Source organism: Chloroflexota bacterium, from assembly GCA_011322445.1.
Lineage (GTDB): Bacteria > Chloroflexota > Anaerolineae > Anaerolineales > DRMV01 > DRMV01.
In genome coordinates this window covers 49,358-62,905 of the sequence record DRMV01000043.1, presented here as the reverse complement: position 1 = coordinate 62,905, position 13,548 = coordinate 49,358, and the positions used below count along the sequence as shown (strand labels likewise).

11 protein-coding genes and 1 riboswitch are annotated in these 13,548 nt (G+C 64.0%); of the genes, 4 read left to right on the top strand and 7 right to left on the bottom strand.

Annotated features, from left to right (window positions below; all coding sequences use genetic code 11):
- Positions 1–54 precede the first annotated feature (54 nt).
- The 6 genes from ENJ54_09410 to ENJ54_09385 all read right to left on the bottom strand — a co-directional run bounded on the left by ENJ54_09410 (position 55) and on the right by ENJ54_09385 (position 8,211).
- The gene (locus tag ENJ54_09410) at positions 55–855 is read right to left on the bottom strand and encodes an RNA methyltransferase (GenBank protein HFC10047.1); all 801 of its coding nucleotides are present in this window, start codon (positions 853–855) and stop codon (positions 55–57) included.
- A 157-nt stretch (positions 856–1,012) separates the two neighbouring features.
- Positions 1,013–2,863, bottom strand: coding sequence for a S9 family peptidase (locus ENJ54_09405; GenBank protein ID HFC10046.1), 1,851 nt, complete (start codon positions 2,861–2,863; stop codon positions 1,013–1,015).
- Between the two features lie 109 nt (positions 2,864–2,972).
- On the bottom strand, positions 2,973–3,872 hold the full coding sequence (locus ENJ54_09400) for a dihydrodipicolinate synthase family protein (protein ID HFC10045.1): 900 nt from the start codon (positions 3,870–3,872) through the stop codon (positions 2,973–2,975).
- Between the two features lie 340 nt (positions 3,873–4,212).
- Positions 4,213–5,424, bottom strand: coding sequence for a methionine adenosyltransferase (locus ENJ54_09395; protein HFC10044.1), 1,212 nt, complete (start codon positions 5,422–5,424; stop codon positions 4,213–4,215).
- Positions 5,425–5,524: 100 nt separating this feature from the next.
- Positions 5,525–5,667: riboswitch (SAM riboswitch) on the bottom strand.
- Between the two features lie 140 nt (positions 5,668–5,807).
- Positions 5,808–7,610, bottom strand: a complete 1,803-nt coding sequence (mutL, locus tag ENJ54_09390) for a DNA mismatch repair endonuclease MutL (GenBank protein HFC10043.1) — start codon at positions 7,608–7,610, stop codon at positions 5,808–5,810.
- Positions 7,611–7,800: 190 nt separating this feature from the next.
- Positions 7,801–8,211: a ferredoxin family protein gene (locus tag ENJ54_09385; protein ID HFC10042.1), complete on the bottom strand. Its 411-nt coding sequence runs from the start codon at positions 8,209–8,211 to the stop codon at positions 7,801–7,803.
- 209 nt (positions 8,212–8,420) lie between these two features.
- Between ENJ54_09385 and ENJ54_09380 the strand changes: the two genes are divergently transcribed.
- Positions 8,421–9,353: a DMT family transporter gene (locus ENJ54_09380; protein HFC10041.1), complete on the top strand. Its 933-nt coding sequence runs from the start codon at positions 8,421–8,423 to the stop codon at positions 9,351–9,353.
- Between the two features lie 12 nt (positions 9,354–9,365).
- Positions 9,366–9,563, top strand: a complete 198-nt coding sequence (locus tag ENJ54_09375) for a hypothetical protein (protein HFC10040.1) — start codon at positions 9,366–9,368, stop codon at positions 9,561–9,563.
- 63 nt (positions 9,564–9,626) lie between these two features.
- On the opposite strand, the gene ENJ54_09370 is transcribed toward ENJ54_09375, so the two are convergent.
- On the bottom strand, positions 9,627–10,304 hold the full coding sequence (locus ENJ54_09370; protein HFC10039.1) for a PaaI family thioesterase: 678 nt from the start codon (positions 10,302–10,304) through the stop codon (positions 9,627–9,629).
- Here ENJ54_09370 and ligA point away from each other — a divergent pair.
- Positions 10,251–12,272, top strand: coding sequence for an NAD-dependent DNA ligase LigA (gene ligA, locus ENJ54_09365; GenBank protein ID HFC10038.1), 2,022 nt, complete (start codon positions 10,251–10,253; stop codon positions 12,270–12,272). The two genes, ENJ54_09370 and ligA, sit on opposite strands and share 54 nt — an antisense overlap.
- Positions 12,273–12,306: 34 nt before the next feature.
- On the top strand, positions 12,307–13,497 hold the full coding sequence (locus ENJ54_09360; protein ID HFC10037.1) for a methyltransferase domain-containing protein: 1,191 nt from the start codon (positions 12,307–12,309) through the stop codon (positions 13,495–13,497).
- Positions 13,498–13,548 lie beyond the last annotated feature (51 nt).

Below are 13,548 nucleotides of genomic sequence, written 5' to 3'. Positions count from 1 at the left end.
AGGCGGGTTTTGTATTTCTGGGGGCCTGGTGGCTTGGAAGCGTAGAGAAAGTGCTCAGAGTGTGGGGGTGAGACGTGCTTTCATGGCATACAGCAGCACGCCCGCTGCCACCGCGAGGTTGAGCGAAGTGCCGTGACCTTCCATGGGCAGCGACACAATGGTTTCGCAGGCGGCCTGCTGGGCGGGGGAAAGCCCGTGGCGCTCGTTGCCTAACAAGAGCACCGCGGGCTTCGTGTAGCCAACGTCAGTGTAGGCAGTGGTGCCGTGGGCTGACGAGCCGTAAAGGTGGTAACCGTGGTGCTGGGCCCACGCAATGAAGGCTTCCCACGGCGTTTGCACTACCGGAAGCCAGAAAAGCGCCCCCATGCTGGCGCGGACGGCTGCCGGGTGGTAAGGGTCGGCACCGCCTTCCAGCAGCATGAGGGCGTCAGCACCCACGGCGTCCATCGTGCGCAGCACTGTGCCGATGTTGCCGGGGTTTTGGGGTGTGGTGATGGCAACCACCCAGGGGTGTGTGGCGGGCGTCAGGGCTTCGAGCGGGGTGGGATGGATGGGAACAACGGCGATCAGCCCCTGGCTGTGCTCGCGCGGCGAGAGGCTGTCTAACACTTCACCAGCCACGGCATGGACTGGCCGCTGTTTTTCGACTTGAGCCACCAGTTGGCGCCCGAAGGCGCTGGTGAGCCGGTCGGGTGCCCAGAGCAGGTAGGCTATCTCGGTGCCGGCTTCCAGCGCCGCGCCAACGTGGCGCAGGCCTTCGACCAGAAAGAGGCCGTGCTTACGCCGTCCGTGTCGGGTCAGCAGCCGACGCGCCAGTTTGATTTTGGGGTTTTGACGACTTTGGATGAGGGGCATGGGGATGTGGTCGGATGGTCGCGTGGTTGGGGAGGCGGGCGGTCAAGAGGGCGTTGGGGCGTTGAGCCAGCGTAGCATCGGGGCATCAGGGCACTTGATACCTGACACCTGACACTCGATGCCCCGGGCATCACTGCACGCCCTGGCATCTGCCTTTTTACGCAAACAGCACATGCTTCTGCAAAAATCGCTCCATGGTGCTGTAAAAGTCTTCCAGGGTTTCGGGTTTGCGGAAGCCGTGGCCTTCGCCTTCGTAGGTCTTGTAAATGTGCGGCACGCCGTTGCGCCGCAGCGCCTGCACGATGCTTTCCGACTGATTGGGCGGCACCACTTTGTCTTCCAGCCCCTGGAACACTGCAATGGGGTCGCGGATTTTGTCCGCATGGAACACCGGCGACCAGGCGCGGTATTTCTCCGCGGCTTCTGGCAGTTGCCCCACTAAAGTGGCGGTGTAGTGCCGCTCGAATTTGTGGGTGTCCATGTCCAGCGCGAACAGGTCGCTCACGCCGTAGAACTCCATGCCGGCTTTGTAAACGCCGGGGTGCCGCACCAGCACGTTGAGCACGGTGTAGCCGCCCGCACTGCCGCCCATGATGACCATGCGCTGCGGGTCGGCCAGGCCGCGCTCGGCCAGCACCTTGGCCAGCGTGACCGCGTCTTCCACATCCACGTCGCCCCAGCGCTCCCGCAAGGCCAGCATGTAGCGCCGCCCGTAGCCGGTGGAGCCGCGATAGTTGAGTTCCACATACGCGTAGCCGCGGCTGGCGAAGTAGGCCGCCTGCGCGTTGAACGACGCGGTGCGCTGGGAAGTCGGCCCGCCGTGGATGCTGACCAGTGCGGGCGGGGGCGTGTCATCGCGCCACGCCGCGGGCACAGGCGCGTAATACAGCGCGTGCACCGTGGTGCCGTCCTCGGCCTGCCAGGAAATCGGCTTGAGCACGGGCAGGTGCTCAGCGGGAATGCTCTCGGTGGCCGCGCGGGCGCGGGTTTCCCATTGCCCGCTTGCGGGATGCCATACCACCACTCGTTCTGGAATCTGCGGCGCGGAAGCCAGGAACGCGAGGCGTTGCCCATCGGGGGCAGCCGCGGGCTGTCGCAGCCATGTGTAGGGCGCGGGGTCGCTTTCCGTGGCCTGCCCGTCTACCGAAACCAGCCAGATGCGGCTGAAGCCCAGGCGATTTTCCAGCACCAGCAGGCGCTGGGCGTTCAGCCATGTGAATGCGCGCATCCCCTGCACCCACGCGGGCAGCAGCATGATTTTGTCGCTCAGCAGCGCGCGGGTTTCCCCGCCTTTCAGGTCGTAGAGGTAAAGGGTGTCGCGATCAGCGTCCTGCGCCAGATAGGCCAGATAGCGGCCATCGGGCGAGAACGCGGGCTGGAAGATGGGGGTGTCGTCGTCGCCGGCGATGTGCCGCGGCGTGTGGGCGCGGCCATCTGCCCACTGTGCGAGCATCAGGCGGGTGCCGTCCCAGGGCATCTGCGGGAAATCCCATTCTACCCACGCGAGGTGACGGCCATCGGGCGCAAACGCGGGCTGCATGTAGAAATCCGCGCCCTGGGCGATGCGCTGGGGCCACTGGCTACCGTCCGCGGGTGCGGAGGCAAGGACGTCGGTTTCCTCGTACGTGTGCACGAAAACCACCCAGCGGCCATCGGGGGAAACCACGGGCGAGGCCGTGCCACCGAACGCGGGGGTAATGGCGCGGGGCGTGCCGCTCGTGAGGGCCTGGCGGTAGAGGCGGTTGTTTGCCACGAACACCGCGAAATCCGGCCCCAGGCCGAATTCGCCGCCACCGTAGCCCACACCGGGGCGCAGGCTGAGGTTGCGGAAGAGTTCCCGCGGGGCTTCGGTGCCCTTTTGCGCGAGCAGGAATGTCTGCGCGCCGCGGCCCTCGGCCCACAGCAGGGTGCTGTCGGGCGCCCATTGGACGTCGTTGAAACGGTAGAAATTGGCGAGCATCTTCGCCGAAAATGGTGAAGGCCAAAGGCCGTAGGGGTGGGTGGGCATGGGGAACCTCCGGGGTAGTCGTTTGTTTGGACGCGGGGGATATTGGGGTATTAAGTGGTGGATATGGGTTATTGGGGGAGCAAATCTTCAATTGTCATTTCGCATCTTCTCACGCTAACGCTTCCTTCATCTGCTTCCCTGCTTCTTCTGCCTGCGTGCTTGCCAACGGCACCAGTGGCGGGCGCACCCCCCATTGCGGGAAGCCGTGCAGGGTATGCAGCAGGGCTTTGAGGGTGGGACCGAAGGGCGGGTAGGCTTCCAGCGCATCGCGGCCACGGTTGAGAGTTGCCTGCGCGGCGGGCACGGTGCGGCCCTGCTGGTGGGCTTCCCACACCTCGCGTAGCCACGGCGAGGCGACGTTGGCCAGCGCGGTGATCGCTCCGCCCGCGCGGTGTGCCAACGCGTGGGTGAGCAGGCGGTCGTTGCCGCTGAGCACCAAGAGGTCGTCGCCAAAGCGCGCCCCCAGCGCGGCGGCATGGTCGGCGCTGCCTGTGGAATCCTTGATGCCGACGAAATTGGGGAACCTGTCGTGCAGGCGGGCGAGCAAATCCAGCGAAAGCCCCACGCCGGAAACCTGCGGGATGTGGTAACCCAGCAGAGCGCCGTCCGCGGGCACCGCGGCTTGCAGCAGCGCGGCAAACCATTGGTAGAGGCCATCTTCCGACGCGTCGCGGAAATAGTAGGGCGGCAGCACCACCACGCCGTCGAAGCCGAGGTCGAACGCAGCGCGGGTGAGCGCGATGGTTTCGCTCAGGCTGGGGGTACCGGTGCCGGCCAGCAGGCGGAAGTCGGCGCGGGTTTCCCGCACGTGGGTCGCGGCCTGCATGATGCTCAGGCGCTCTTCGGGGGAAAAGGAAGGCCCTTCGCCGGTGGTGCCCAACAGCAGCGCACCGTGGCAGCCGCGTTCGGCCAGGAAATCCAGCAGGCGGGGCAGGTCTTCGGGCTGGGGCGCGCCGTGGGCGTCCGCGGGCGTGACCGCGGCGGCGTAGATTCCAGCAAGTTTGTGCATGGCAGGCTCCTTGGGGAAGGGATGGCTCTATTTTACACGAAGTCGTCAGTTAGTCGGGTGGTCGTTTGGTCGTTTGGTCAGTTAGTCGGGGGGCGTTTGGTCGTTTAGTCGTTTGGTCGTTTAGTCGTTTGGTCAGTTAGTCGTTTAGTCGTTTGGTTGGGTAGTCGGGTGGTTGCTTGGTTGCACTGGGCATCAGGGCATCCGGGCATCTGGGTATCCTGACACACCTGACACCTGACACGCTGTCACCCCGACACCTGACACGCTCAGTGATGCAATCAGGGCGAGACTATCGCCTCGCCCTTCTAAATAAATCTGCGTCATCTGTGTAATCTGCAGTTCAGACGTTTGCCGCTGCCCGCAGCGCCTCGGCCTTATTGGTGTGTTCCCAGGGCAGGTCGAGGTCGTCGCGGCCGAAGTGCCCGTAAGCAGCTACCTGGCGGTAGATGGGGCGGCGCAAATCCAGGTCGCGGATGATGGCACCGGGGCGCAGGTCGAAGTGCTGCTGCACCAGTTCGGCGATTTGCTCGTCGGGGATGCGGCCGGTGCCAAAGGTTTCCACGCTCACCGAAACCGGTTTGGCAACGCCGATGGCGTAGGCCACCTGAATTTCGCAGCGGTCGGCCAGGCCCGCGGCCACGATGTTCTTCGCCACCCAGCGGGCTGCGTAAGCGCCGGAGCGGTCCACTTTCGTCGGGTCTTTGCCGCTGAATGCGCCGCCGCCGTGCCGCCCCATGCCGCCGTACGTGTCCACAATGATCTTGCGGCCAGTCATGCCGGCGTCGCCCATCGGGCCGCCCACCACGAAGCGGCCGGTGGGGTTGATCAGGTAGCGTATTTCGCCATCGACCAGTTCCGGCGGGATGATGGGTTTGACAATTTCCTCGATGACGCCCTCTTCCAGATCGGAGCGGCTGATGTCGGGCGCGTGCTGGGTGCTGATGAGCACGGTGTGCACCCGCTTGGGCTTGCCGTAGGCGTATTCCACGGTGACCTGGCTTTTGCCGTCGGGGCGCAGCCACGGCAGCAAGCCTTGCTTGCGGGCTTCGGCCAGGCGGCGGGTGAGTTTGTGCGCCAGGTAAATGGGCAAGGGCATCAAAACGTCGGTTTCGTTGCACGCGTAGCCGAACATCATGCCCTGATCGCCTGCGCCCACGGCTTCGATTTCTTCCTCGGTCATCTCGCCGATTTTGGCTTCCAGCGCTTTGTTCACGCCCATCGCGATGTCGCCCGATTGCTTGGCAATGGCAACCAGCACGCCGCTGGTATCGGCATCGAAGCCTGTGTCGCTGCCGGTGTAGCCGATTTCCCGAATGACTTCACGCGCCAGGTCGTTGAAGTTGACATGCGCCTGGCTGGTGATTTCACCAAAGAGCATCACGAAGCCGGTTTTGGTCGCGGTTTCGCACGCCACGCGGGCGTAGGGGTCTTGGGCGAGGAAGGCGTCGAGGACGGCGTCGCTGATTTGGTCACACATTTTGTCGGGGTGGCCTTCGGTGACCGATTCCGACGTAAACAACAGGGAAGGGGATTGCATGAAAGTGGTGCTCATAGGGCCTCCTGGGTATATCACGCGGCGCGAGAGGCAAAAAAATTTGCCCTTTCCTGGAAAGAAAGGGCAAGAGGCATCCCAACAGGGCTGCGCGGCTGCCCTCTCATCTTCCAGAACATCCGTCTGCCGGAATTGGCACCTTGAGCGTTGCGGCCTGCCGTGCTCGTCCCCGCTGGCAGGGCGGCGCAGGCTCAGGTTGCCGAGGCTTCACAGGGCCGGTCCCTCCACCTCTCTGGATAAGAGTGCCGCGTATGAGATTGTGTTTCAGGTTGGCGCAATCTTACCACGTGGCCGATAGGGCGTCAATGGGCGCAGAAGAGGTTGTGTGTTTTGTGGGGAAGGCGCAGGGCGGCGCAGGAAAGCGTGTGCGGCCCGCCCTTCCCCTATTTGGGCCCCAGCCGCCCAAACTGCTTTTCCAGCGCGTCCACGCTGATGTGAATCATGGTAGGCCGCCCGTGGGGGCAGGAACGTGGGTTCTGGCAGGCTTCCAGGTCGCGAATCAGGGCTTCCTGCGCCTGCGGCGAAAGCACCTGCCCGCCCTTGACCGCCACCCGCTTGCACACCCGCGCGATGATGCGGGCTTCGATTTCGTTCTTCAGTGGTGTTTCGTCTTCCTCGAAATCTTCCACCAGCGCGCGCAACGCGTCGGCAGGGTTGGTTTTGGAAAGCAAACTGGGCACCGCTCGCACCCTGAACGTGTTGGGCCCAAACGGCTCCACTTGAAAGCCCCAGCGCCCCAGATAGGGCAGTTGCTCTTCCAGCAGGCGGGCTTGATGGGGTGGCAGGTGCACCGTCACTGGCTCCAGCAGCGCCTGCGCGGGGATGCCTTCCTGCTGCTGCGCCATGAATTTCTCGAACAGCACCCGCTCATGGGCGGCGTGCTGGTCGATGAGGTAAAGGCCGTCAGGCCCCTCGGCCACGATGTAGGTGGCCGCGATTTGCCCGATGGGGCGCAGCAGGGGCAGGCGGCTGCCGGGCAGGGTGGGCTGTGAGGGTTCGGGGGAACCCGGCGGAACTGCTGCCGGGAACGCGTCTGTGCCCGCGGGCGGGTTTTCTGCTGGAGGGCGCGGGCTAAATCCATCGGGCGCGGTGGGTGTGTCGGCTTCCCACGGGAACGCCGTGGCTTCACCCTGGCCGCCGCGCAGCCACGCGGGTTTGGGTTCCGTCGCGGGCGGTAGTTCCATGTTGGGGATGGGCGTGTAGGCCAGCAAGGTGCGGCGCACCGCGTGGCGCACCGCGCGGAAGACCGCGTCGGGGTTGCGGAAGCGCACTTCGGCCTTGGTGGGGTGGACGTTGACGTCCACTGCTTCGGGCGGCAGTTCCAGAAAGAGCACCGCGATGGGATAGCGCCCGACCATCAGCAGGGTGTGGTAAGCCTTGATGAGCGCGGCGCTCAGGGTGGCATCCTGTACCGGGCGGCCGTTGACGAAGAAGATGATGTCGCGGCGCTGGCCGCGGGTGATGTCGGGCGGGCTGATGAAGCCAGTGAGGCGCATGTCGGGGGCCTGGTCTTCCACGACCAACATGCGGCGGGCAATGTCGGGCCCGTAGAGCGCGGCCAGCACTTCGCGGCGCTTGCCGTTGCCCGCGGTTTGCAGCGCGGGCTTGCCGTCTTGTGTCAGGCGGAAGCGGACTTCAGGGTAGGCTAACGCGTAGCGGGTGACCAGCGCGTCGATGCGCCGCTTTTCGGTCGCGTCGGATTTGAGGAATTTGCGCCGCGCGGGCACGTTGTAGAACAGGTCTTCCACGCGCACGGTAGTGCCCACGGGCGCGCCCACAGGCTCCACCGGCCCCAACGCTCGGCCGCCTTCGATGCGCAGCCGCGCGCCGGTTGCGGCGTCGGCGGTGCGCGACGTGATGGTGAAGCGGGAAACCGACGCGATGGAAGCCAGTGCCTCGCCGCGGAAGCCCAAAGTGTGGATGCGGAACAGGTCTTCCGCGGTTTGCAGTTTGCTGGTGGCGTGGCGGGCGACGGCCAGGGGCAGTTCGGCGGCGGGAATGCCGTGGCCGTCGTCCGCGATTTCCATCAGCACGCGGCCCGCACCCCGCACGGTGATGGTGATTTGCTTTGCGCCCGCGTCGAGGCTGTTTTCCACCAGTTCTTTGACCACCGACGCGGGGCGTTCCACCACTTCGCCGGCGGCAATTTGCGAAATCAGTTCAGGGGGGAGGGGATGGATGGGCATAGTTGGTCGGATAGTCGGATAGTCGGGTAGTCGCGTGGTCGGAAAGTCGTGTGGTCGGGTCACGCGCTTCGCGCTGAGCGGAACGACCAACGGGAGTGAAGTCGAAGCGCGAAGCGCTGGAAGCGGGTGGGGTTAACGACAAGGGGCGGTCTTGCGACCGCCCACATTGTAGCATATCTTGCCCGGGTGACTAATCCATTGCTTCGTAGCCGGGGCCTTCCTCGAAGAAGGCGCGGTTCCACTCGATGGCCGGGGTAAGGTCGACCACTTCGCCCGCTTCCAGGGTCTTGGTGTGTTCCAGGTGAACAGGTTCGCCGTTGTGGTCGGTTTCGTCGTACACTTCGTCGAAGCCTTCGGTGCCAGCGGGCATGCTGAGTTTCTCGCCGCCCTTGGCTTCGTAATCGGAAGGCACTTCGTCTTCGGGGAAGATGGCTTCCAGCGGGCATTCGGGCACGCACGCACCGCAGTCGATGCAGGTATCGGGGTCGATGTAGTACAGCGGCCATTCATCGACCGGTTTGCCGGGGACGATGCATTCCACCGGGCAGACCTCGGTGCAAGCGCCGTCGCGCAGACAGAGAGCGGTAATTACGTAGGCCATGTTTTTTACCTCCACGTGAGGGAATCAATGCTAACGAATGCGCGTTTATTGTAATCCAGATTGGGGGATTTGGGTATGCCTTTTGTCACCTGGAAGGTGCTCAAAAAGCAGGTGGAGGGCGATTATTTGGGTGTCTGTCATAAAAATTGGGGGCTGAAGGGGCTGGAATGCCATGATAAAATGGCCGCAACTTGCGCCCGAAGGAGGAAATTGTGAGCGAGAAGCGTTTTTTCCCCGTGGTGGTGCTGACGATAGGGATTCTGGCCGTTTCGACGGCCTCGATTTTCATCCGTTACGCGCAGGAAGACGCACCTTCGTTGGTGATTGCCGCCTACCGTTTGAGTATCGCCGGCGCGCTTTTGCTGTTCCCTATGCTGAAGCGCCATCGGGAAACCTTGCGGGCGCTTTCTCGGCGTGAACTCGCGCTGGCGCTGGTGTCGGGGGCTTTCCTGGCAGTGCATTTTGCCACCTGGATTTCATCGCTGGCTTACACCACGGTGGCAAGTTCGGTGGTGCTGGTCACCACCACGCCGCTGTGGGTAGGCTTGCTTTCGCCGTTGGTGCTGGGGGAAAGCCTGACGGCGCCGATTTTGGTAGGGATGTTGGCGACGTTGGTGGGTGGCGGCTTGATTGGCGTTGGCGATGCCTGTACGGGATTGACCTGCAATTGGGGCGCAGCCTTTGCCGGCGGGGCATTGTGGGGCGATTTCCTGGCATTGATGGGCGCATGGGCAGCCGCGGGGTATTTTCTCATCGGGCGGCGTTTGCGGGCCAAGACGCCTTTGCTGGTGTATATTGGCCTGACTTATGGCATGGCGGCCCTTGTGCTCGATGCCCTGGTTTTGGTGATGCACAAGCCTGTCACGGGCTATCACGCGCAAACTTATCTCTGGTTCCTGCTTCTGGCGTTGGTGCCGCAGTTGGTAGGGCATACCTCGTTCAATTGGGCGCTGCGTTATCTTTCTGCGGCGTTTGTTGCCATTACCCTTTTGGGCGAGCCGGTGGGTTCAACGCTGCTGGCCTATATTTTCCTGCATGAAGTGCCTACGACACTCACGCTGATTGGTGCTATACTTATTTTAGGCGGCATTGCTGTCGCCGCGTTGCATGAGAAGAAAGCGCCGGTTCCGGAAGCGCCGTGAAAGGAGGTCACCATGCAAATCCATTGCACTTACTGCGGAGCCCCCCTCAACATCAGTCGTAAGCAAGCGGAAGCCGCGCTGGAGATGCTCCACGCGGAAGACCTCACTTATTATGAGGTGCGTTGCCCCAAATGCCGCAAGATGAACAAGGTGTCGCGCGAAGTGCTCACGCGGGCAGCGCCCACCTGGAAGCCGAAAGAAGCCGAATAGGCAGCAGCCGGTGTTGAATGGCCGCAGATGATGCAGGTGGGCGCCGTCGGGTTGCTGCCTGTGTCATCTGCGGTTTTGTTCTCGGCTGGGTTTGTAGAAGTTCCGCACGCGACAGAGCGAGAGCACCTCGTCGCTTCCCTTGAGGCGGATTTCCACCTCGTGGACGATGAAATGCCGCCCGCGTTGCGCCACCCGCGCAACCGCCTGCACCGTGCCCTCGGTGGCCGAGCGCAGGTGTGAGCCGCTGACCTCCACGCCCACCGGCACGCGTTCCCGCAAATCGACTTTCCAGGTGGCGTGGCCGCTGGCGGCAGTTTCGGCCAGCAGCAGGCTGACCCCGCCGTGCAGCAGGCCAAAAGGCTGGCGGGCGGCGTCGGTGATGGGCATTTCCAGCACGGCGAAGTCGTCGCCGACGTCGGTGAAGTGGATGTTGAGCGCACCTGCCACCGTAAAAGGGCGGGCGGCGTTCATGGCTTCCAGCCATGCCTGCGGATCGGTGGGCAGCGTGCCGTTTTCCTGAATGTAGGCCATCACTTCGGGGCGCATGGGCTTCTCCTGGGTTGGGATGGGGGTATTGTACCGCGAGGGAGGCCGGTTGCCCGGCAGCCTGGCTGCTTTCCCTGCTATAATTGAACTGCCCGACCACCCGACCACCCGACTACCCGACCACCCGACTACCCGACTATGATGACTACTGACCGCCAACGCTACGAAGAACTGAAGCGGGAAATCCGCTACCATAATTACCGCTATTACGTGCTGGCTTCTCCGGTCATCAGCGATGCGGAATACGACCGCCTGATGGCCGAACTGCGGCGCATCGAGGCGGAACACCCCGACTGGGTCACGCCCGACAGCCCTACCCAGCGCGCCGGCGCGCCGCCCGCGGAAGGCTTTGCCAAGGTACGGCATCCCGCGCCCATCCTTTCCCTTGCCAACGCCTTTAGCAGGGAAGACCTGGAAGCGTGGTTAGAGCGCATTGCCCGCCTCGACCCGCGCGTGCGCGAGGCTGCCTTTGTGGTGGAGCCCAAACTGGACGGCCTCACCGTGGTGCTGCATTACCGCGACGGCGTTTTCGTGCAGGGCGCGACCCGCGGCGATGGCGAAGTGGGCGAAGACATCACCGCCAACCTGCGCACGATTCGGGCGTTGCCCCTGCGCATTCCCGCGGCGCCTGACGGTCCGCCGCCGTTGCCTTATGTGGTGGTGCGCGGCGAGGCGCTGATGCTCAAAGCCGATTTTGAAGCCCTCAACCGCCGCCTGGAAGCCGCCGGCGAAAAGACCTTCGCCAACCCCCGCAACGCCGCCGCGGGTTCCCTGCGCCAACTCGACCCGCGTGTCACGGCTTCCCGCCCGTTGACGTTGCAGTGCTATGCCATCGTAACCGCGGAGGGCGAAGCGCCCGCCACCGAGCACGGCACCTTGGAACGCCTGCGCGCGTGGGGCTTCCCCGTGGTGGAAAGCCACCGCTGCCCCGACCTGGATTGCGTGTGGCGGGTTTACGAAGATTTTGCCGCCCGCCGCGACGACCTGCCCTACGAAATTGACGGCGTGGTGGTCAAGATCGACGACCTCGCGCTGCAGGCTTCTCTCGGTGTGGTGGGGAAAGACCCGCGCGGGGCGATCGCCATCAAGTTCCCCGCGCAGGTGGTTTCCACCAAACTGCTGGATATCCGCGTGAACGTGGGGCGCACGGGCGTGCTCACGCCTTACGCGGTGCTGGAGCCGGTGGAAGTCGGCGGGGTGGTGGTGGAGCGGGCGACCCTGCACAATTTCGACTTCATCCGCGAGAAAGACATCCGCATCGGCGACCGGGTGTGGGTGAAGCGGGCTGGCGATGTGATTCCTTACATCATCGGCCCGGTGGTGGAAGCCCGCACCGGCGAAGAACGCCCCTACGAGCCGCCGAAGGTGTGCCCTTCGTGCGGCGAGCCGGTGGTGCACCCCGAAGGCGAGGTGGCCTACTACTGTGTGAACGCCGCCTGCCCGGCCCAGCGGGTGCGCAACATTGAGCATTTCGTCTCTCGCGGGGCGATGGACATCGAAGGCCTGGGCGAGAAAATCGTGCTGCAGTTGGCGGAAGCCGGGCTGGTGGAGGACGCCGCCGACCTGTACTACCTGAAGAAAGAAGATCTGCTGCCGCTGGAAGGCTTTGCCGAAAAGAAGGCTGAAAATCTGCTGCGGGCGATTGAAGCCTCTAAAAACCGCCCCCTGGCACGGCTGATTACCGCCCTGGGCATCCGCGGGGTGGGCGAGGTGGTGGCGCAACTGCTGGCGGCGCATTACCCCGACCTGGACGCGCTCAGTCGCGCCACCGTGGAAGAATTGCAGCAACTGGAAGGCATTGGCCCGGTGGTGGCTGAGAACATCGTGGCCTGGTTCCGCGCCCCCCACAACCGCCAGATGCTGGAAAAACTCCGCAAAGCGGGTGTGTGGCCGCGGCAGGAAGCCGAAACCGCCCCCGCCGAAGCCGCCCAGCCCTTCGCGGGCAAGACCTTTGTCATCACCGGCACCCTTTCCCGCCCGCGCAACGAGGTCAAAGCCTTCATCCAGGCGCACGGCGGCAAAGTGACCAACAGCGTCAGCCGCAAGACCGACTATCTGGTGGTGGGCGAAAACCCGGGCAGCAAACTGGCCAAAGCCCAAAAACTGGGCGTGCCCACCATCACCGAAGAAGAACTCTACGCCCTTGCTGTCCCCAATCCTTAATCCCTCAATCCCCCAATCCCCCCATATCTCTCCCATGCCTACCCTCATTCTCAAACCCCAACGCGAAAAAGCGCTCTTGCGCCGCCACCCGTGGGTGTTTTCCGGCGCGGTGGCCAAAGTCAAAGGCAATCCTGCTCCCGGTGACACCGTAGTGATTGCCGACCACCGCGGCCAGTTCCTGGCCTGGGGCGCGTACAGCCCCACGTCTCGCATCCGTGCCCGGGTGTGGTCATGGCAGGAAAGCGACGTCATCGCCCCGGAGTTTTTCCAGCGCCGCGTGCAGGCCGCGGTAGCCCGCCGCGCCGCGTGGATTGGCCCGGACACGGACGCGTACCGGCTGGTTTTTGCTGAAGCCGACGGTCTGCCTGGTGTGATTGCCGACCGCTACGGCGACACCGTGGTAGTGCAGTTCCTTAGTGCGGGCGCGGAAGCCTGGCGGGAAGCCATCACCGCCGCGCTGGTGGAAGCCACGGGAGCGACGCGGGTGTACGAGCGTTCCGACGCCGAAGTACGCCGCCTGGAAGGTTTAGCCCCGCGCACGGGCGCCTTGCACGGCGACAAACCGCCCGATCGCGTTCGTATAGCCGAAAACGGCAGGGCGTTTTGGGTGGATGTACGGCACGGGCACAAGACCGGCTTTTACCTCGACCAGCGGGAAAACCGCGCCTGGGTGGACGCGCACGCGCGGGGCAGGCGGGTGCTCAACGCATTTGCCTACACTGGCGGGTTCGCGGTATATGCCCTCGCCGGCGGGGCTGCCGAGGTGGTTTCGGTGGATACTTCCGCCGAAGCCCTCGCACTGGCGCAGGAAAACCTTACCCTCAGCGGCCTGCCCGTGGCCAAAGCAGCCTTCGTGCAGGACGATGTCTTCCACCTGCTGCGGAAATATCATTCCGAAGGGCAAAAGTTCGACATGGTCATCCTTGACCCACCGAAATTTGCCCCCACCGCGGCGCAGGTGAAGCGGGCCGCGCGCGGCTACAAAGACATCAACCGCCTGGCCTTCCACCTGTTGCCCCCCGGCGGCTTGCTGGTGACGTTTTCCTGCTCCGGCGGCCTGGATGCCGCGCTTTTTCAGAAAATTGTGGCCGACGCCGCGGTGGATGCCGGGGTGGAAGCCCGCATTGTTGCCCGCCTCACCCAGGGTCCCGACCACCCCGTGGCGCTCAATTACCCCGAAAGCGCCTATTTGAAGGGGCTGGTGGTAGAGGTAGGTGATTCGTGAAAGGTTGCCTGGTTACCTGGTTCTTCTTGGCGACCTTGGCGTCTTTTTGGC

Excerpts from the sequence above, each read along its gene's own strand:
- ENJ54_09395 (HFC10044.1), bottom strand. The coding sequence starts at position 5,424 with ATGAGCACCACTTTCATGCAATCCCCTTCCCTGTTGTTTACGTCGGAA.
- ENJ54_09405 (HFC10046.1), bottom strand. The coding sequence starts at position 2,863 with ATGCCCACCCACCCCTACGGCCTTTGGCCTTCACCATTTTCGGCGAAG.
- ENJ54_09385 (HFC10042.1), bottom strand. The coding sequence starts at position 8,211 with ATGGCCTACGTAATTACCGCTCTCTGTCTGCGCGACGGCGCTTGCACC.
- ENJ54_09360 (HFC10037.1), top strand. The coding sequence starts at position 12,307 with ATGCCTACCCTCATTCTCAAACCCCAACGCGAAAAAGCGCTCTTGCGC.
- ENJ54_09370 (HFC10039.1), bottom strand. The coding sequence starts at position 10,304 with ATGGTAGCGGATTTCCCGCTTCAGTTCTTCGTAGCGTTGGCGGTCAGT.
- ligA (HFC10038.1), top strand. The coding sequence starts at position 10,251 with ATGACTACTGACCGCCAACGCTACGAAGAACTGAAGCGGGAAATCCGC.
- mutL (HFC10043.1), bottom strand. The coding sequence starts at position 7,610 with ATGCCCATCCATCCCCTCCCCCCTGAACTGATTTCGCAAATTGCCGCC.
- ENJ54_09375 (HFC10040.1), top strand. The coding sequence starts at position 9,366 with ATGCAAATCCATTGCACTTACTGCGGAGCCCCCCTCAACATCAGTCGT.
- ENJ54_09400 (HFC10045.1), bottom strand. The coding sequence starts at position 3,872 with ATGCACAAACTTGCTGGAATCTACGCCGCCGCGGTCACGCCCGCGGAC.
- ENJ54_09410 (HFC10047.1), bottom strand. The coding sequence starts at position 855 with ATGCCCCTCATCCAAAGTCGTCAAAACCCCAAAATCAAACTGGCGCGT.